A 20447-nucleotide genomic window follows, 5' to 3' on the forward strand; every position below is an offset into this window, starting at 1 on the left:
CTCCCTACTGAGTCTTTCTATTAATTTACTGATGTGATTTATCAGGGTAATTTTTTGCTAACGACTACTAGCTGTCTGGTCGTCCGACTTGATGCCAGCACTAAAATATCCACAGTCTCTAGTATTAGCTTTAATGCTTGGCGATTAGTGCTAAACACCTACATACTGGTTGGTGCTGACAACCCTAATAAGTTAAGCCCATTAGCCAATACTTGACGAACCGCTTTTGATAAGCGCAAACGTGCCTGCATTAGATTCAACTCGTCTTCAGTAGGCGTCTCACCAGAAGTTAAGCTGATAGGTAAAATACGGTTGCCATCGTACCAGCCATGAAATAGCGCAGCCAGCTCTTTCAGATAATTGGTCAGTATATGCGGCTCATAGCCGGTGGCTGCTCTTAATAAGGTTGCTGGGTAAGCGCCCAGTAGCTTAATTAGCTCCTCTTCGCTTGGTGCAATAAGCAACTGTTGATGCTGAGCGCCAATAGCATCATCCACTTCAAGTCCACTAGTTACTAGTTTTTCCAGCACTCGGCACACACGCGCATGCGCATATTGGATGTAGTAAACTAAGTTATCTTTACTTTGTGACTTGGCTAGCTCTAGATCAAAGTCAATATGTACTTCCGGCTTACGGGCTACGTAATAAAAACGTGCCGCATCATTACCTACTTCCTGACGTAGATCACGTAAAGTGACAAAATCCCCTGAGCGTGATGACATTTGCGCTTTTTCACTACCGCGCCATAAGGCAACAAACTGTACTAATACCACATCAAGACGATTAGCATCAATACCTAGCGCTAATAGTGCAGCGCGCACACGAGGTACATAGCCATGATGATCAGCGCCCCAAACGTTAACGACTTTATCAAAACCGCGATCGAATTTGTTTTTATGATAAGCGATATCAGAGGCAAAATAAGTACTTTGACCATTAGCTCGGCGCACTACTCTATCTTTTTCATCACCAAAGTCAGTCGATTTGAACCAAATATTGCCTTCTTTTTCGTACAGATAGCCTTTATCTTCTAGTATCTTTAGCGCAGGCTCAATTTCAGCTTCGATTGATTTTTCGTGGAACCAACACTGGTAGTTGACACCAAAATCGTTTAGATCGTCTTTGATATCAGCCAAAATACCCGTTAACGCTGCATTCAAAAACAGCTGGTAACTATCACCAAGCAACTTCTTACTATTAGCAATAAGCCCATCGATGTGCGCTTCTTTATCACCAGATATCAGCTGTTTTTCGCCCGCCGCATCTATCTCATAGACTGCATCTTCCGGCACCTCTTTAGCGACTTGCTCGAATGCGTGCACATAGCTATTCCCATACTGAGTTTTTAGGGTCTCAGCGATATCGTGGACGTAATCGCCTTTATAAGCATTAGAGGGAAATACTATAGTCTCGCCATTAGCTTGTAGATAACGCAGATAGGTACTAGTCGCTAAAATATCCATTTGACGACCAGCATCATTGACATAATACTCACGAGTGACGTCATAACCCACCGCTTCAAGCAAGTTGGAGACGCTCATACCAAAAGCTGCGCCACGACCATGACCAACATGCAGACTAGAGGTTGGGTTAGCAGAGACGAACTCGACCTGCACTTTTTGACCGTCAAATTGATCAGTGAGACCAAAACTATCTTGCTTAGCAAAAATATCCTCTAATACTGCAAATTTAGCTTCAGCATTTAAGAAGACATTAATAAAGCCAGGACCGGCGATATCTACTTGGCGAATATCTTGATTATCAGGTAAAGCGGCAACGATTTTTTCAGCCAAAGCGCGTGGATTAGTCTTAGCAGCTTTTGCCGCTGTCATCGCAATATTACTGGCAAAATCACCGTGACTAGCATCTTTAGTGCGAGTGATTTGACTATTATTCTGCCAATCGGCTGGTAGCGCACCTTCAGCCTGTAAGGTTTGCACAGCAGTATTAAACAGTGAGGCTAAAGTATCAATTTGGGCTTGTGACATAGGACTATGAACTCGGATAAATAAGACGAAAAGATAAGTAACCTGTAAATATAACAATCTTTAGGATCTATTGCACTAACTGTAGCAAAATTAGCTTGCGGCATAACTGACGCAAATAAGTAGCATAGACTCCAAAGCTCAGCCATTATAACGCTACAATGACTTAGTAGTCGCGCTGAATAGCTTATTTGGCTGCTGTTGACAGCCTCTGACATTTATAGCGGCGCTGTTCCGCGTTATAATAGGTCTACTAGCTGGCATGTGATTTAGCCTGCTACATAGTCTTACCATAAGAGGCTTTGTTGAAACACAGCTAAGCGCACAATCACTATAAAATAAGGCCCCTTGATAAGCTATATAAGCTGATGCGATAGCAATCGCTGTTATATCTGCTATCGCTAATTAAAGTCAGTACCTTTTACGGCTTATATTTATAGTATTGTGGTTTTTTACTACTCAGCACAGCCCTAACAATGCTCATGTTAACTTTGTTGGCATATCCCAGTCGTGTTAAAGGCTGGGCGTACAGATTAGGGGATTGTTGATAAAAATAATGATTAGAAGTTGCTTTTAAAAGATGGTTTAATTAACTATCACTCTTTTTACAGGATAAAGCTATGTTTGCCATTGCTGCCAGTACCGTCACCAGTTGGGGTCTGTACGTTTTATTACCCGTATTTATTGCGTTCTTATTCTTTATTATTTGGGATCTATCTAAACAATCCGGTGCCGGACGTGCAGGTACCTTTTGGATGTTTTTGGCTTTAGGTGCCGGCTTTATAGGGTTTATTATTAAAATTCTAGTTGAGGTTGCTTTTGATAAATGGTTTATTGGCTAGCTAGGGTTAATCAGACCCTATTTACTCTTACTCCTAAATCTGTTCCTCTCAGCGCAGACTTGCAGCTAAGTTAAGGAATAATCGGTTTACTTCTTAAGGTTATAATAGCAGTAAGCTCATTCGCTGCTGTCTTTAATTAGAGGGTTTTGATTTTTTAATCACTTCGCTGACGTAAGTAGGTAAGTCCCATGCTCCGCCAACAAAGCCTCGACACATCCCGCTGCTAGAATCTTCTGTCATTGCAAATCTTTTGCCATCCCAAACCCATGTCTTACTATTCCAACAGTCCCCTATTCCTCGGTCTCTGTGAATGGCAGAAATTTCTCCATCATAATACTCAGTACCTGAGGAAGTTATGAATTGCGGCTTGCTAGGGTTAGCGTTGTTTATAGTCCAATAACCAACTCCCATATTATAGGCCCCTCGCCAGCATAAGTGACTCGCTAACGTGTAATTGGCATTAATAGGTATAAAATCCCAACCAAGCGAACTAGCAGCATATTCTGCAATATTGATAGCAGCCTCACTGCTAGGGTTAATAAGCTCACAATCTCCCATTTTATCTGCAGAGCCCACAAACTGCACAGCATCAATATCGATCCACTTATTTATGTTAGCCTGAAAATAAGCCAACTTTTTAGCATCTAATTGTTTTTTATCTTGGGCTAGATAATCGTCGGATTTTCTAACGATAGGTTTTGCTTTGGCTGATTTTGGTGTTTGCTTATTAGCACTATCTTGACTAACCAATGCCAGCGATGTTCCGACTCTTCCTTGCACCTCATCAAGCTTTAGCAATACAGCACTCATACCTTTATCACTGATAATCCAGCTAGCATTGCCGCCTCTTAGCTCTATTTTAGTATTGATACGAGCATGACGAATGATTTGTTTGGTCTGCTCTGCGTTTAGTTGGTCATCGCGAATGGCACCATAGCTTTTGTCGTTCAGCCATAGCTCTACAGTGCTAGGATTATCACCAGAAACGCTTGCACTTTTCTCATCTGAAGTTAGAACAGTTACATAAGCTTTTGGCAAAGCTTTCTTTGGTTCTGCCACTAATAAGATAGAAGCTGGGTGGTCTAAATATTCTTCTTTAGTATAACCTGCCGCTCGACAAGTTAACGTATTATCGCAAACCACTTGCCAATCCTCTGCCACAAACCCCCAGCCATCAAATGGCGTCCCATAAACCGCTAGCGCGGGTAAGGATAAAACACTTAGGGATGCTACAAATATAGTCGTTAATATTTTCACAATATAATCTCCTTGTATAAGAGCAGGTTTGGCAGTAGCTAAAAGCTATTTAATAGCAATCAAAGTAGCTCGTTTCGGTGCCGGATAGCCCTCAATAGTTTTGCTAGGGTCGTTAGGGTCAAGAAAATCACTGAGCGATTGATAAGTCATCCATTCAGTTTGGCGTTGTTCCTCTGTCGAGGTCTCAGCTACATCGACACAGCGTACATTAGAGAACCCGGCTTTTTCTAGCCAGCCAATTAATGCCGCTACTGACGGTATAAAATAGACATTATTCATCTGCGCATAACGATCGTGTGGTACTAGCACTGTATTAGCATCGCCATCAACCACTAAGGTCTCAAGGAGTAATTCGCCACCTTTAATCAATTGGCCTTTGAGTAATTGTAAATGCTCGAATGGGGACTGGCGATGATAAAGAACCCCCATACTAAACACGGTATCGAACAGCTGACTATGCTCAGGTAATGCCTCTAATCCTACTGGAATATAATGGGTGCGATAGGCATCTGCTGCACCTACAAAATGTCGAATAGCCATAAACTGATGATAGAACAAGCAGGAGGGATCAATAATAATTACCGTCTCTGCATCCAACCCTGCCATGCGCCAACCGTGATAGCCTGAGCCACCACCAACGTCTAATACCTTCCGACCTTTTATAGCACTTAAGTGTGGCGCTACCCGTTGCCACTTCCAATCGCTATGCCATTCGGTATCTATAACTATCGGCTGGCTTTGCTGGTTTGAGTGTTGACTAGCAGCCACTTCATTATTGTCTTTATTGATACGGTTGTCGTTATTGTCATTGTTACTAATACTGCTACCACTATCTTCAATAGCATCACTGCCGATTTGAAACGGCCCTTTGCGCCATGGCATCAGCTGCTTCAATAACGCTAAGGTTTGCTTACGCTCAGACGCACTGAGGCTAGTATTAATGGTCAGCTTATCACTATTTAAGTCTACGCTATCAGCTATGATAGTAGGCAGACGCGCAACTGAGGCTTGATACGCTGGCGCATGAGCATAGTTGCGCTTGTCTTTAATATCATTAAGCCATTTAGGCAGTTTAGCTAACCAGTCATAAGCGCTGGGATGCGTCTGCGCGAGGGTTAACAAAGTTAGATACAGCTCGCGTTCGGCTTGAACAATAGTGTCGTTGGTCATAATTTTCCGTAGGGTGCGTCCCGCGCACTATTAAAATAACTATAGCTTAATATTATTTTTTAGTTAATAGATGATAAATCTTTTATTCACTGCTTTTATTAATTGCTTAGCACAAGTATGTTTTTGACTGATGTTTTGTTGCAAACGGCTGACCTGAACTATATTAAATATAAGCTAAAAAAGTGAAGTCAGCTGTCACTATTAATCAAAAAGCTACTATTTAGACGCTACTATTTAAACGCTATCATAGAAGCAAAATTTAAAAACTGAAACCATGTCAAATGGCGAGTAAAACCCACTTGCGCTAAGCGCTGGTGATGCTGATCTAAAGTATCCGTGATCAGTACGTTCTCCAGTGCATTACGTTTACCGCTGATTTCCATCTCAGTATAGCCATTAGCCCGTTTAAAGTCGTAATAACGCTCGACTAACCACGCATCATACTGCTCATCAAAAGCATGAGTCTTTTCAGTCAGTACTAAAATCCCACCCTCACTGAGCGCTGCATAAATCTTCGCTAATACCGCTACTCTATCGGCTGCCGGTAAAAACTGTAAGGTCAAATTCAAAATCACCATATCGCAGGATTCAAGCTCAATATCTCTGATATCAGCGGTAATGACTTCGATATCATGCTTAGCGTAATTATCAGTAAGGAGCAGCTTGGCCTCGCTAGTCATCGCAGGCGAGATATCGACCGCTTTAATCTGCAAGTCGTGCGCTGCAAACTCGCCTGCTAGCGCCATAGTAGCACCACCAAGTGAGCAGCCCAAATCATAAATACGGCTCACCCGCTGTCCACTAGCGTTTTGTTGACGATACTTACAATGACGGCGTGCAAAGATAGGCAGCATAGCCAATACTTGACCGTAACCAGGTACGCTACGACGAATCATATCAGGAAAGCAGGCCACCACTTGCTCATCGAAAGAAAAACGCGCAGCCTTATCAAGCGGCGTAGTAAATAAGGTATCGTGTTGCACAGAAGCAGAGGGCATAGTAGCAATAGTGGCAGCTGGCAAAGGAGTAGATTGGCTCATGTAACGGCTCATTTTGAATAAAGTTTTAAATAGTATTTTATCTGGCTTTGCTGGCTAATAATCTTAGCAAAAGCTCATTATAACATTACTGTTTGTTACTTAGACGCCTCCATCTGCCTGCTAAGCTAAATGCAGTAAATATAAGCTGATAAAACTAATAACCCTAAATAACAACTCATAATAACAGGACAATATAATGCAAACTATTATCTTAGGTGGTGGCTGCTTTTGGTGCACCGAATCTGTATTTTTATCGCTAAAAGGCGTTCAATCAGTAGTTTCAGGTTACATGGGTGGTGAAGCAGCGACTGCCAATTACCAAACCGTCTGTGGCGGTAACAGTGGTCATGTAGAAGTGATTAAAATAGATTTTGATGAGTCAGTGCTGCCACTAGAAGTACTGCTAGATGTGTTCTTTGGCACTCATGATCCTACCACTAAAGATCGTCAAGGCAATGATGTCGGTAGCCAATATCGCAGCGTAGTGTATTACACTGATGAACAGCAGAAACCTACTGTTGATCGCACTATTAATAAGTTGCGTGATATGGGTCTTAATATTGTCACTGAAGTACATCCAGCGCTGGAGTTCTATAAAGCTGAAGAGGCGCATCAAGACTTCTTTAATAGAAATCCAGGTCAAGCTTATTGCAACTTTGCTATTCCCCCTAAGCTTACCAAGCTACGTAAAGAGTTTAGCAAATATATGGTCAGCTAGACGCTAAGTTGACCATAAAACAAGGGTTTAGAATTAATCGTTACTTTAAATCCTTAATAAAAAGGCCAAGTGTTGCTACGCTTGGCCTTTTTATTGGGTACTATAGTAGTCATATTAAAATATAACTCACTAAAATCACTCATAAATAAGACCCTACTGATAAAGGTAATAATATGAACCCTGAATTTTGGCAAGCACGTTGGCAAGATAAGCGTATTGGCTTTAATCAACCGAAAGTTAATCCATTGTTAGTGAAGTATTTCTCAGTTTTAGACTTGCCAGTGGGTAGTCGGGTCTTCGTCCCATTATGTGGTAAGTCTATTGATATGCGGTGGTTGGTCGAACAAGGCTATGAGGTGGTTGGTGTAGAGTTAGTAGAGTCAGCGGTGCAAGAGTTCTTCGCTGAGCACAATCTGTCAGCTACTATCACTGAACATCCTGATCATGCCAATATCAAATGCTATCGAGCTCAACTAGCAGGCAAAACTATAGCGTTATGGGTTGCTGACCTCTTTGCCCTAGCCGCTGCTGATATCGGTCCTATAGATGCGGTATACGATAGAGCTGCCTTAATCGCTATGCCAGCAGATATGCGTCCAAAATACAGCGAGCAAGTACGCCAGTTAAGCAGTAATGCTGATGCTAATATTAATGCCAGCCAACTACTGCTTACCCTAAATTATGATCAAAATGAATGGTCTGGGCCACCGTTCTCAATCAGTAGCCAACAAATCCAGCAGTACTATAGCGAGCACTACCAAATAACTGAGCTGGAAGCTGAACCCTCAACTTTAAATGCCAACCCTAAGATGGCGGTAACTGAGCATGTATGGCTATTGGAGGAAAAATAATTGAATAACTTAATGAAGATCTTAGTGATTTTAATAAGCCTAATCGCCTTGTTACTAGTTGCCCTATCAGCGCCTTTTCATAAACTTGGTATCATCGACTTAGGCACCTCGTTTATAGGCTTTAAATATGGGGTATATACTGGTATTGCAGCGCTAATGCTGTTGGTTTTACTGATTATCTTGCAAGTTATCACTAAGCGAAAAATCATAACTTTTAGCAGTGCGGCAACGGTTGTTTTATTTTCTGGCATTGCTATAGCCGTGCCCCTCACCATGATGAACAGAGGCAGTAGCGTACCGCCTATTCATGATATTTCGACTGACTTAGTCAATCCACCCGAATTCGTAGCTATTGTACCGCTACGAGCTGACGCGCCAAATCCTGTAGCTTATGAAGGTGAAGCATCAGCGGCTATGCAGCGTCAAGCTTATCCCGATATTAAGACCTTAACTTATATGCAGCCAAAAGCTGAACTAGTAAAGGCAGCAGCACAGGCCGCTGAAAACTTAGGCTGGGAGATGGTAAACACTGATGCTAATACCGGCTTAATTGAGGCCACTGATACCACGACTTGGTTTGGCTTTAAAGATGATGTGGTCGTACGTATTGAAGATAAAGGCGACAAACGTATAGTTGATATTCGTAGTAAATCAAGGATGGGTGCCAGCGATTTAGGCAAAAACGCCGAGCGTATTCGTGGTTTTATTAAAGAGTTGAATTCTGTTTTGGAGCAGTGATTGGGGTTTTAGTTTTACTACTCTCCATTCACCCAATCAACTTTTTGATAATGTATTCAAGCTCATGCCTTTGATATAGATTAGGCATACTATCCATAATTAATTTAAGCGTTTCGAAGTCCTGTATGTTGATTGGTGGAGAATGAGACTGGTTAGGATCAAAGGTAAACTTTATATTATCAATTAAACCTTTACGCCTGCGTTCTGACTCACGATTGTTTAAGTTTAATATTTCAATAGCTTGCTTACCTCGTTCAGTATCAGATACTAGCTCACCTGCAAGATTTAGTTTGATCTCACTATCACATTCGGTCATCAGTGGTGTTAATGGCAATGCCTGACTACCTTTGGCGTTATCACACTGTTTGCGCGTACTACAACTCAGTAGCAAATTTTCATAATCAAAGCATTTTTTCGGATAGTCCTGCCGACATTGCAAATGCTCAATATGAGTTGTTTTATCATCTATGATTTGACAGCAATAACAACACAAGCCATTTTGTTCTTGAGACAATTGTTCTCGAAGTTTCGTTTTTAATTCTTCTGGAATCTGACCCCATTGTTCTGATTTATATGACTTAAAACCTTTAACGCTTTCTTCAGGCATTTTGCCTAACTTATCAATTTTTTGCATAGTCAGTCTTATTGGTATTTTTATTGTCTGTAAGCTTAGCTTGAGCTAGCATTAGACGGCACTTCAATAATTCCAAATTATCCAAAGGTAATTGCTTAGCTAACTCATCTATCTTTTTATCTGCCTCATCATAATAATGGTTACTGATAGCGCGACGAATAATTGTAAACTGCTTTTCAACTTTACTATCACGAATATCTACATCAAATATCTTAGTCAAAACGGTATTGACGTCTTCGCCATAAACATTAGGCATTTCAATTAGTTCCCCATCTTCTAGCGAGTATAATAAAATATCATTACGATCGCTAATCACATGCGGTGAATGTGTCGTTAAGATAAATTGCACATTTGGGAAAGTTTTTACAAGTTTATCGATCAAATCATGTTGCCACTTTGGGTGTAAATGCAGATCGACTTCATCAATCATTACCACGCCTTCGCCTTCAAGCGGGTTATCAAGGCTTGGGTTAAGCAGCGCTAAGCGGCGAGCAATATCTCCAACTAAAGCTAATAAAGACTTTTCGCCTTGCGAGAGTTGGTTGACGTCTAGCTCTTCACCGTCTTTTTCAACAATCATGGTTGGCGTGCCTTGACGGCGAATATGTACATTCTTAAAACTAGTGAAAAACTCAATGGAATCACGAACAGCAGAGAGCAAGTTATCTTGAAACTTGTTATTGAATTGGAAATGAATTTTATCTCTAATATTATGAATTAGTTCTAAGGTCATCAAGTCTATTTCATCTTGAGGTAATGCTTTTTTCGCTATATTTTTTGGATAGTTGAACTCACTTTTTAACACACTTACTAGGTCTGAATCGTCTTTATGCAAGTTTCTAATTTTAGCTTTCTCTTCGTTTTCAATGTCCTCTTGTTCACGAAACCACGCAAAAAAACTTTCAAAACTAACTGATTTTTCTAACGCATTATCATAGGCAGTAAATTGATTATTGATAAAATTATCGCTAATTTCAACTGGCGTACTCCTAATGGTACGTTCCACAGGGTAATAAGCGAATATAGGGAGACTAGTGTCTTCATTATTTTCAAATTGATAGACATAGCTTCTGATTACTTTAGACAGCCTGTTAACTCTCAATCCATAGGTAGCAGGTCTAAATTTTTTCTCAGTAGTAGCATCAATTTTCCAATCTGCTTTGATATTTTCTTCATACCATTGATTATTTCTTTCAATACAGCTTAAATCTTCAATGTTAATTTTAACTGAAGATAGATATGTATTATTCTTTATATTAGACTGAGTTAGTTCTATTCCGTCTGCATTTTCATCATGTAGTTTTGCAATAAACCAACTAAGCCCAGTCGCCAAAGCCTGCAAAATCTGCGACTTGCCCGCGCCATTATTTCCCACAATTACAGTGACATTACTAGTCTTCTCAGCTGTCGGAGCAAAGTCTATTGTTAAGTCTTCGAAGCGACCATAATTTTGCAATTGTAATCGTTTAACTTTCATTTTAATTATCTCTTTTAAATAGTATTTGATACCAATTCTTTAAAACAGTATAACAATATAAACCAGCGGCTAGCATAGCTATTATTCACAGACAGCTTACCGTATTAACCCCCAACCTCACCCTTGCGTCAGCTTATAGTAACTAAGTGCGTCTACGCCTTTTCTTTATTATTAATATTGGTTACTCTAAACTAATCTTACCACCTTGCATCTTTGATTTTATTTCTGGCCTTGCCACTATTTTTATTTATAGGATAACTTTATGCGTTTGACCCATTTATCTACCTTATCTTTGCTAAGCGCCGCTATCGGATTGACTCTTGCCAGCACCGCCCAAGCGGCTAGTACTAACGCCCCTAATTTATCGAATTCTCAATTCCAGCAGTGTCTAGATGGTCTAAAAAACTCTAGCAAATTTCGCGGTGTCGATAGTTCTACTTTTGAGAGATATCGCCCTACTGAACCTGATCCTAGCGTGATTCAATCTTTAAATTACCAGCCTGAATTTCAAAAAGATATTTGGGATTATCTCTCCTCATTAGTCGATAGTGAACGGGTAGAAGATGGTATTCGTGCCAAGCGTCAGTGGGCAGATACCTTACGTAGTATCGAATCGCGTTATGGCGTCAAACCTGAGCATGTCCTAGGAGTATGGGGTGTAGAATCAAATTTCGGCCAGACTTTGGGTAAAAAACCTTTGTTTGACTCTTTAGCGACTTTATCTTGTTTTGATCGTCGTCAGAGCTATTTTCAGGGTGAATATGCCAATGCCCTAAAAATTGTCCAAAACGGTGATATTAGACCTAATGACATGACTGGCTCATGGGCAGGGGCTTTTGGACAAACCCAGTTTATGCCTAGTACCTTTTTAGAATTAGCGGTCGACTTTGATGGTGACGGTCGTCGTGACTTGGTCAATAGTGTGCCAGATGCGCTAGCCTCTACTGCTAATTTCCTAGCCAAACGTGGTTATCGCTCTGGTGAACCTTGGGGTTATGAAGTCAAATTGCCTAGTGGCTATTGGGCAGCATCTGATCGCAAAAACAAAAAGTCGATGAGCCATTGGCGCGATCAGGGCTTAACCTTAGCTAATGGTAGCCCGCTGCCTTATGATTTAAGTAGTGCTGGATTATTGATGCCTGCTGGTAAAGACGGCCCTGCCTTTTTAGTAGGCAAGAATTTTGATACTTTCTACTCTTATAATGCCTCGGAGAGCTATGCCCTTGCGATAGCGCATTTATCTGATCTTGTCACTAGTGAGAATAGTAGCAAGACTGACTTTATTACCGCTTGGCCTACTGATGATCCGGGTATTGGTCGCCAAGAAGCTCGCGATATTCAACAAGGCCTGTTAAATGCAGGTTATGAGATTGGCGCCGTTGATGGCATCATTGGTGACAATACTCGCACTGCTATTCAACAGTACCAATCTAGCCGTGGCATCTTCCCAGCCGATGGTCGTGCTGGTCAAAAGTTCCACCGTCTGATCGCTGCTCAAAGCTCGCCTCGTAGCAATAATGCCTCTGGTAATCAGTACGGAACGCAATATAATCAAGCGTCTAATAGTCAATCTGTGAATCAAACATCTGCTGATCGCATGGGACAACTGATTCAACAACAGACCGTTAGGCCTACTGTGTCCTCAACGCAACCGTCAACTTCAGGTAATGTCCGTTATCGTCAAGTTACAGGTAGTGATGGATCAGTACGTTTAGAGCGTGTTAATTAAGACGCTCTATTGCAATAGTGATACTAGTAGCTGACAGCTATTAGGCAATGAAGTATTAAAAATAAAACCCCCGCTAATCCTTTAAAGTAGCGGGGGTTTTATTTTAGTTGCTTATAAAACGAGCACAACCATTATACAATCGGCGGTGCATTAGGCTTACCATTGTCACCATCCCAGTTTTCACGAGCTTTATCATCTAGATCCTCAGGAGTTTTATGCTCCCATTTGCCATTTTCTTTCCAAGTAGCATCGCCCCAATCATCTTTCTCTTTATCATCCCAGTCATTATAGGTTTTACTAGGATCAAGGCCTCTGCGCTTCATGTCAGCCACTTGCTCTTCTAAAGTATGGAATTGCTCAGTGTCATGCATAGTTTTTTCAAGCTCAGCAATTTCTTTTTTTAATTCTTCGCGTTTAGAGTCGTTCATTGCGCTCTCCTCATATAAATAATAATAGTTTAAATAGAAATATTTGCTCTTGTAGGAGTTATCATAAAACTAAAAGTTATTATAAAACTCACTATGGTCTATGGCTTATAGTCTGACCCACTTTGATCTTTTTTTAAACCTTATGCACGTATGCTTTGTATTACAAAACGTAGCACTGCTCCTTGAGCTACCAACAGCTCTTCTGTCTGTCACTATAGCTGCTGCTAATAAAGGTTTTGCCCTATTGATTAATGATGATACTCAATAACGGCTTCTGAGCCTAGTAATCGCGGTAGCATATCGATGAGAGCAGTATCATACTTACTGGCATAAAAATTTAATGGTTTAATGACATTAGGGGTTTGTGATAAGGCTAATATTTTATTAGTCACTAGCAAATACTGAACACGAGCAGCAATAGCTTGCCCAGAATCAACTACGCCTAACGACAACTTTTTATCTTCAATCTCACGCAATAAAAACTCTCGAAAAAAAGGATAATGGGTACAGCCTAGCACTAAGTAATCTACTTCATCGGCAGCCAGCTGGCGTATTTTTTCACGTAGACGCTGAGCAGTTTCAGAATCTTCAGGCATACCTGCCTCTACCCAAGGCACTAGCTGCGGATCAAAGTACTTAGTGACAATACTACCTTTAGGAGTCGCCACCTCGGCGATCACTTGGTTCAATAGTGAACCTTCTAGAGTGGCCTTAGTGGCGAGTACGGCTATTTTGCCAGTTTTGCTCTGTGATACTGCGGGTTTAAGGGCAGGTACTAACCCTACGATTGGCAACTGTGGATAGCGATAACGAGCCACTTCCAACGCATGAGCTGAAGCACTATTGCAAGCAATGACGATCAGCTTGCAACCTTGTTTATATAGCCAGTCAATCGCGACTAAGGTCAGCGCCTCAATATCTTTGCTATCACGATTGCCATACGGTACATGCTTAGTATCTGCATAATAGAGGTAACGCTCAGCTGGTAGCTGCTGCGCTAAATGTAAATATACTGATAGGCCACCTATACCTGAATCAAACAACCCAATCGGGGCATCGCTTCTAGTATTAGACTCATTGATTTTTAGTTCAGTAGTTATCGATTCAGTAGTTATGAGTTCAATGATTTGAGAGTCATTGTCCTGATAAAGAGCGTTGCCAATAGCTTGCTGATCACGGTTATTATGTTTAATATCCACCTGATAGCTATGACTCCCCTGATAGGGCTTTTCAATACAGTCGCTACCGTCATTACATAGGACGTTATTCTCTTGCCAAGCTGCAGAATCAGTCATGCTCTCTTTACCACTAGTTATAATAAGATAAAAGTGAAAACTAAGATGGTATTATCCGCTTATTAGCCCATCAAAGCGACTTATTGCTGAGCCTACAGGCTAATGGTTAACTGCTAAACATCAGACTAAGCTGCAAGGCTATGATCTAGTTAATACCAAGCTGCTAATTCTCTGGCATTGACAACTGGTAAGACTTGCCACCACTATGTAAGGTCAAAATCGTCTTACCTTGCTGTTCACTTAAGTCACCAATCTCCGTCAAATGATAAAAAGTATTACGGCCAATTAATGCCGTTAGACCATTACGGACTGGCATATAAGGTCGCACTTGTGCTGTAACTCCTGCCTGTTCTTTATCTGACTCATAAGCTCGTAAAGTAATAGGATGTGCCTCATCCAAGCGTACTATATCGCCAGTAGTAGTAGTGAATTCTAGCCAGCTCAACTGCTTGCCATCGAGCACTTCATTGACGATACCCACATCATTGATCAGCAGCGGTACATCTTCTACTTGAATACGTAATTTTTGTACTGGGGTTTTTAGATAATACTCCGTACCACCAGCGCCTTGCTCTTGCCATAATACTGTCGCAAACAAAGTAACCAATGACTCACGGGTCATCAGCCCACCTTCATGCCACCATTCGCCATTGGCTTTGATAACTAAATCCATATCATCAACTTGCTCAGGATGCCATTGTTCCAAAGGCGGTATAGAACGCCCTTGACGGCTGCCTGCATCAGCCTTGAGATAGTGACTGAGTGCTTCAATCTTAGTCAGATCGTCACTAGGGGGTTGATTAACGGCTGAGTTTTGCTGATTGATGCTATCACTACTTACGCTCGCAGCTGTTTTTTTACTATTGATATCGTCGTTCATAACACAATCTCCTTATTAGCGATTACCTAGTCATTAAAGTTTGCCCTATCGGCTATTACTATTCATTTTAGTTTCGGGTATGATAGGACAATTAGGCATTATAGGTTTAATATTACCTTAACACCGATACTCGTAAATGCGTATCGTGTTTGTAGGACTTTTCTTTTATAATGAGTAACGACTTTTTATTAAAAGAGTCCTGTAACGGTTACTTTAATTGTCTTTTTTAAGTTAACTATTGCTTTGTTTTTCCCTGATAGTCCCCAAATAATAATACTTGATAGCTACTTTATGATGGTTTGAGGCCATTATCCTGACTGTTATTAGTATTATATTAGTCATTAGTCTGCTGCAGATCTTATCATCTCACCAGTCTCATCATTTCAATGGTAACGTTGTCGATTGATGCCGTAAAGACAGTTTTATCGGGCAGCCATATATCTGTAGGTAATTAGACTCGCAAGCTTTATTATTCGATTGCTAGGTTAATTATACTCAAAGATAAGCCACTACAAGTTTAGGAGTAGGTATGCAAGAGCAAGACCATAAAACGTCAGTCGTTAATGCTGATGTCGTCAACACTGAAGCGCCAATAGCTATAGATACACCCCCATCAGATTTAGTCAATACAGATCTCAATAGCGTGGCGGACACTGAGTCCAATACCTTAGTTGTTGATTCTGTAGACGCTGGAAATAACAGCATGACTATTAATGACACAGCTGTAGTAGAACCACAAGCTGTTGAAGAGATAGCTGTCGATCAACCTAGTGCAGTGCCAGTCGAAACTGTGGTCACCGAACAACCTATCGCAGCTGTTAGCGTTGAAAAGCAACCAGAATTAGTGGTTGCTGAAGAGCCTGAGATTGAGCGTGAATCGATGGAGTTCGATGTCATCGTAGTAGGGGGTGGTCCTGCTGGTCTATCTGCTGCCATTCGTCTGCGTCAGCAAGCGATTGCTGCTGGTAATGACGAATTTTCGGTATGTGTGGTTGAAAAAGGTTCTGAATTTGGGGCGCATATCTTATCAGGTGCAGTTATTGAACCGCGCGCCTTAGATGAGCTGATTCCAGACTGGAAAGAGAAAGGTGCTCCTTTGACGGTTGTTGCACGTGAAGACCGAGTCTACATGTTAGGTTCAGCTAAGCGTAGTACTAAGCTGATCGATTCAGTTATTCCAGAAAGCATGCACAACAAAGGCAACTATATTGTCTCTTTAGCTAATGTAGTACGTTGGCTTGCGACCCAAGCTGAAGAGCTAGAAGTAATGATGTTCCCAGGCTTCCCAGCTGCTGAAATCTTATACAACGATGATGGCTCAGTAAAAGGTATCTTAACCGGTGATATGGGCGTAGCAGCCAATGGCGACACTAAGGCTAGCTTTGAGCCAGGTTACGAGCTACTGGCCAAGTACACCATCTTTGCTGAAGGTAGCCGTGGTCATTTAGGTAAACGCTTAATCAGTCGTTTCAACCTTGATAAAGATTGTGATCCACAGCATTACGGAATTGGTCTCAAAGAGCTGTGGGATATTGATCCTGCTAAGCATGAAGAAGGTGTGGTCATGCACGGTTCAGGTTGGCCTTTGACTGATACAGGCTCATCAGGCGGTTGGTGGTTATATTTTGCCGCAGATAATCAAGTCAGCTTTGGTATAGTGATTGACCTTTCCTACTCCAATCCTTATATGTCGCCATTTGATGAATTGCAGCGTTTAAAAACCCATCCGCTAATTCGTAATATTTTAGAGGGCGGTAAACGCATCTCTTATGGCGCGCGCTCATTAACTAAAGGCGGTTTGAACTCCTTGCCTAAATTGACTTTCCCAGGTGGGGTCTTGGCTGGTGATGATGCTGGATTCTTGAATCCTGCCAAAATCAAAGGCACGCACACTGCTATGAAGTCAGGCATGCTAGCTGCTGAAGCTGTGTTTGAAGCCTTGCAAGATGGCCGTCAACACGATGAAGTACTGGCTTATACGGCTATGTACAAAGACTCATGGTTGTATAAAGATAACTTTGATGCGCGTAACTTCTCGCCTTCAATGCATCGCATGGGTCAGTGGATGGGCGGTGCCTTTAACTTTATCGAGCAAAACTTGCTCGGTGGTCAGGCTGTTCTGACTATTCATGATAACGCACGTGATTATGACCAATTAGAGCGCGCCGCTCATGCTTATAAGCCGGAATATCCTAAGCCAGATGGCAAGCTTACTTTTGATAAGCTATCGTCAGTATTTATCTCTAATACTAACCATACAGAAGATCAGCCAGTACATTTAAAATTGACTGATGCTACTGTGCCTATTTCGATCAATCTACCTTTGTATGCAGAGCCAGCGCGTCTATATTGTCCTGCTGGGGTCTATGAAGTCGTAGAAGATGCCAAAGGTGCTCATTTCGTCATTAATGCGCAAAACTGTGTCCATTGTAAAACTTGTGATATCAAAGATCCTTCGCAGAATATAAACTGGGTAACCCCAGAAGGCGGCGGCGGTCCTAACTATCCAAATATGTAAGCCCCTAAAGACTAGGGTTGGTTTAAAGCTTTAGTCCTAAGCTCATATATTAAAAACTGTCCAATAAAAAGCCCGCTCATTAATGAGCGGGCTTTTTGTTATCACTAATTTAAACTAGTCAGGCCAAGCTTCACGATTGGCTTCATCTTTTAGCTTAACAAAGTGATCAGGATTAAAGGTGATTTGGTCACCTGACTTGCCTTCCTTAACTTGACGTTCATAATCACGCAGTATGCGTAGGGCTACTGGTGATAATAGAACAATTGCTATTAAGTTAGTCAAAGCCATCAAACCCATAGATAAATCAGCAAAGTTCCAGATAGCGGGTAAGCTTGCAACCGCTCCGACGAATACCATACCTAGTACTAAGAAGCGAAACACCATAATCATTACTTTGGCATTTTTACTACCAGAGATAAATTCGAGGTTGGACTCGCCATAGCTATAGTTAGCAATGATCGATGTGAATGAGAAGAAGAAAATCGCAATTGCTACGAATATTACCCCTAAATCACCAACATATTGCGATAAAGCTAGCTGAGTTAACTGAATACCTTCTTGCTCAACATCAGGATTGACCACACCTGATAAAATAATAATGGAGGCAGTCGCTGTACAAATCACTAGGGTATCAATGAATACCCCTAACATCTGCATAAACCCTTGGACCGCTGGATGATCAGGACTACTCTTAGCAGTCGCTGCAGCATTAGGCGCTGACCCCATACCGGCTTCGTTCGAAAACAAACCGCGCTTGATACCATTAATCATAGCTTGGGCGATACCATAACCTATCACCCCACCTGCTGCCTGCTCAAAGCCAAATGCCGACTTAACAATCAGCACAATCGCTGCTGGAAACTGACTAAAGTTAGTAACAATAATGAATAATGCTAACAGGATATATAAAATCGCCATTACGGGTACTACTTTGCCGGCAATGCGAGCTACTGAACGTAAACCACCAAATACTACTGGTGCTACTAACAATACTAATACTAGACCTGTCATCCAAGTTGGCACCCCAAAGGCTTCATGAGTTGCCTGAGCGATAGTATTAGACTGCACCCCATTGAATGCTAAGCCAAAAGCGATTAGCAGACAAATGGAGAAAAACACTGCCATCCAGCGCTGACCTAAGCCCTTTTCAATATAATAAGCGGGTCCACCACGATAGACATTGTCATCAGTATGTGGAACTTTATAGGCTTGCGCTAGAGTGGACTCAATAAAACTAGTCGACATCCCTACTATAGCGGTCATCCACATCCAAAAAACCGCTCCTGGACCACCAAGATAAATAGCAATCGCTACCCCTGCTAGATTACCAGTACCTACTCGAGCGGCCAGCGAGGTCATTAGCGCCTCAAAGGAGCTGATGCCTCCATCTTTGCGACCTTGATTAGAGGTTCGTAATAACTTCCACATATGACCAAAGTGGCGAAACTGTACAAAACGAGTAGCAAGGGTAAAATAGACACCTGCGCCAATCAGTACAAACATCAATAATCCATACCAAGGATTACCAACAATCAACCAATCATTATTGCCCCAGATGACACTTACGCCATAGTTTACAATGTCGTTAAACCAACCCGCTATCCCTTCACTCATATTACGCTCCACACTTATATTTTATATAGGAGACCTGTTGATATCACCAATGATATTAAGCAGATCCTAATGTCTTTATGACTCTCACTCACCTATTCATAGTGTTTTAACTACTTTTGTTTAACACTAATAAATAACAACTTCATATGTTTCAAGGTAACTGAGATATATCATGTGGCGGCATTTTAGCTGAATATGAATCATTAGATTGTTTTTTTCTCTTATCCTACAAATTTTAAACATTATGTAAATAGCCATTTGCCCAGCTTCTGCTTGATTATCATCGCTGATATAGAAAAATGATATTTGTAGATTATAGTTAGAATCAAATATTTACAGCGCTTAGTTGATTTGAATGGGCTAATTATTACGTCCCATAAAGATCAATTATCACCTCACAAACTTTATTTATAAAATAGCTGCCATTTATTATCAGTAAGCTTTATTATGTTTATAATAATAAAGCCATAGTGCAAACAGGGGTTTATCCAAGCATAGGCATCAGTAAGCACATCAACATCATTCGCATCCTATAAATAGTTGCTAGCTAATTAGCATTAAACATTTAGTTACAAAAAGTAAAGTAAATATTTTTATTGTTAATTGGATGAAATTTTTATATATTCTTTATCGGTGAATTACTACCGTTCATATGAGTATGGTAATAAAGAGTAACCAAGCGTTAAACGACATTGTTAGAAACACAAGAGATGAGATGAAAATCCATAGTCAAGGCTACTGAATTTTTATTCAGGTAAGCCAAAGCAAAGACTGTGATAGTCGGTCAATGAAGCACTTCACGGTTAGCTTTTGCTAAATAGTGCTTTGATCGGGGATGAATTAGGTATCTACACTTCAGTCACTTGCTCATTTAGACAATGAAATACCCCATTTGAAGCAGCAGTCCATGATTGGACCAAAAAACAAGGAGTTGGTTATGAATGATTCACAGGTAGAACGAATTATGAATAATCCAAAGTTTCAAGAGATGGTAAGTAAAAAGCGCAGACTTAGCTGGACGTTAACTGCAATTATGCTGTTTGTTTACGTCGGTTTTATGCTTTTGGTTGGTTACAATAAACCATTTTTAGCAAGCTCGTTTAGTGGAGGTGTTACTACTTGGGGAATTCCCTTAGGACTAGGGATTATCGTGCTGTCATTTGTGTTGTGTGGCGTATATTCGTATATTGCCAACAACACGCTTGATTCACTCAATGAAGAAACCCTTAAAGAAATTGAGGCCATTGCACACGAAGAAGGAACGCATTGAG

The 20447-nt window shown here is 41.1% G+C and carries 17 protein-coding genes; 7 read left to right on the plus strand and 10 right to left on the minus strand.

Annotated features, from left to right (window positions below; genetic code table 11):
* Nucleotides 1-158: 158 nt before the first annotated feature.
* Nucleotides 159-1988: an arginine--tRNA ligase gene (argS, locus tag KZA12_RS12955; protein WP_218690506.1), complete on the minus strand. Its 1830-nt coding sequence runs from the start codon at nt 1986-1988 to the stop codon at nt 159-161.
* 617 nt (nt 1989-2605) lie between these two features.
* Between argS and KZA12_RS12960 the strand changes: the two genes are divergently transcribed.
* A complete protein-coding gene (locus KZA12_RS12960; RefSeq protein WP_201623794.1) occupies nt 2606-2827 on the plus strand; it encodes a DUF2788 domain-containing protein in 222 nt (73 codons plus the stop codon).
* Between the two features lie 132 nt (nt 2828-2959).
* Here the strand turns inward: KZA12_RS12960 and KZA12_RS12965 are convergent, their stop codons facing one another.
* The 3 genes from KZA12_RS12965 to cmoA all read right to left on the minus strand — a co-directional run bounded on the left by KZA12_RS12965 (nt 2960) and on the right by cmoA (nt 6306).
* Complete coding sequence (locus KZA12_RS12965) at nt 2960-4084, minus strand: DUF1176 domain-containing protein (RefSeq protein ID WP_373416624.1); 1125 nt, start codon at nt 4082-4084, stop codon at nt 2960-2962.
* Between the two features lie 45 nt (nt 4085-4129).
* Entirely contained in the window at nt 4130-5254 is a 1125-nt protein-coding gene (cmoB, locus tag KZA12_RS12970; RefSeq protein ID WP_218690507.1) for a tRNA 5-methoxyuridine(34)/uridine 5-oxyacetic acid(34) synthase CmoB, read from the minus strand.
* 230 nt (nt 5255-5484) lie between these two features.
* Nucleotides 5485-6306, minus strand: coding sequence for a carboxy-S-adenosyl-L-methionine synthase CmoA (gene cmoA, locus KZA12_RS12975; protein ID WP_373416625.1), 822 nt, complete (start codon nt 6304-6306; stop codon nt 5485-5487).
* 184 nt (nt 6307-6490) lie between these two features.
* On the opposite strand from cmoA, the gene msrA reads away from it, so the two are divergent.
* From msrA to KZA12_RS12990, 3 genes are all read left to right on the plus strand, one after another.
* Nucleotides 6491-7012: a peptide-methionine (S)-S-oxide reductase MsrA gene (gene msrA, locus KZA12_RS12980; protein WP_218690508.1), complete on the plus strand. Its 522-nt coding sequence runs from the start codon at nt 6491-6493 to the stop codon at nt 7010-7012.
* Nucleotides 7013-7185: 173 nt separating this feature from the next.
* Nucleotides 7186-7863, plus strand: coding sequence for a thiopurine S-methyltransferase (tmpT, locus tag KZA12_RS12985; RefSeq protein ID WP_218690509.1), 678 nt, complete (start codon nt 7186-7188; stop codon nt 7861-7863).
* On the plus strand, nt 7864-8601 hold the full coding sequence (locus KZA12_RS12990; RefSeq protein WP_256932971.1) for a DUF1499 domain-containing protein: 738 nt from the start codon (nt 7864-7866) through the stop codon (nt 8599-8601).
* Nucleotides 8602-8629: 28 nt separating this feature from the next.
* On the opposite strand, the gene KZA12_RS12995 is transcribed toward KZA12_RS12990, so the two are convergent.
* The gene (locus KZA12_RS12995; protein ID WP_201623798.1) at nt 8630-9235 is read right to left on the minus strand and encodes a retron system putative HNH endonuclease; all 606 of its coding nucleotides are present in this window, start codon (nt 9233-9235) and stop codon (nt 8630-8632) included.
* Nucleotides 9222-10712, minus strand: a complete 1491-nt coding sequence (locus tag KZA12_RS13000; RefSeq protein WP_218690510.1) for an AAA family ATPase — start codon at nt 10710-10712, stop codon at nt 9222-9224. The genes KZA12_RS12995 and KZA12_RS13000 overlap by 14 nt, the downstream gene beginning before the upstream one ends.
* A gap of 262 nt (nt 10713-10974) precedes the next feature.
* On the opposite strand from KZA12_RS13000, the gene KZA12_RS13005 reads away from it, so the two are divergent.
* Nucleotides 10975-12441, plus strand: a complete 1467-nt coding sequence (locus KZA12_RS13005) for a lytic murein transglycosylase (protein ID WP_218690511.1) — start codon at nt 10975-10977, stop codon at nt 12439-12441.
* A gap of 131 nt (nt 12442-12572) precedes the next feature.
* Here the strand turns inward: KZA12_RS13005 and KZA12_RS13010 are convergent, their stop codons facing one another.
* From KZA12_RS13010 to KZA12_RS13020, 3 genes are all read right to left on the minus strand, one after another.
* A complete protein-coding gene (locus KZA12_RS13010) occupies nt 12573-12869 on the minus strand; it encodes a hypothetical protein (protein ID WP_201623801.1) in 297 nt (98 codons plus the stop codon).
* A gap of 248 nt (nt 12870-13117) precedes the next feature.
* Nucleotides 13118-14164: a glutamate racemase gene (gene murI, locus KZA12_RS13015; protein ID WP_201623802.1), complete on the minus strand. Its 1047-nt coding sequence runs from the start codon at nt 14162-14164 to the stop codon at nt 13118-13120.
* Between the two features lie 163 nt (nt 14165-14327).
* Nucleotides 14328-15044: a DUF1285 domain-containing protein gene (locus tag KZA12_RS13020; RefSeq protein ID WP_201623803.1), complete on the minus strand. Its 717-nt coding sequence runs from the start codon at nt 15042-15044 to the stop codon at nt 14328-14330.
* Between the two features lie 880 nt (nt 15045-15924).
* Here KZA12_RS13020 and KZA12_RS13025 point away from each other — a divergent pair.
* Nucleotides 15925-17562 carry an electron transfer flavoprotein-ubiquinone oxidoreductase gene (locus tag KZA12_RS13025; protein WP_256932973.1) on the plus strand — a complete coding sequence of 546 codons (1638 nt, stop codon included), beginning with the start codon at nt 15925-15927 and terminating at the stop codon, nt 17560-17562.
* Between the two features lie 114 nt (nt 17563-17676).
* On the opposite strand, the gene KZA12_RS13030 is transcribed toward KZA12_RS13025, so the two are convergent.
* Entirely contained in the window at nt 17677-19176 is a 1500-nt protein-coding gene (locus KZA12_RS13030) for a sodium:alanine symporter family protein (RefSeq protein ID WP_218690512.1), read from the minus strand.
* Nucleotides 19177-20113: 937 nt separating this feature from the next.
* On the opposite strand from KZA12_RS13030, the gene KZA12_RS13035 reads away from it, so the two are divergent.
* Nucleotides 20114-20446 (plus strand): DUF485 domain-containing protein, encoded by a 333-nt coding sequence (locus KZA12_RS13035; RefSeq protein WP_201623805.1) that lies wholly within the window; start codon nt 20114-20116, stop codon nt 20444-20446.
* The last annotated feature ends 1 nt before the right edge of the window (nt 20447 follow it).

The sequence above is a fragment of the Psychrobacter sp. BF1 genome (genome assembly GCF_019279065.1).
GTDB classification, from domain to species: domain Bacteria; phylum Pseudomonadota; class Gammaproteobacteria; order Pseudomonadales; family Moraxellaceae; genus Psychrobacter; species Psychrobacter urativorans.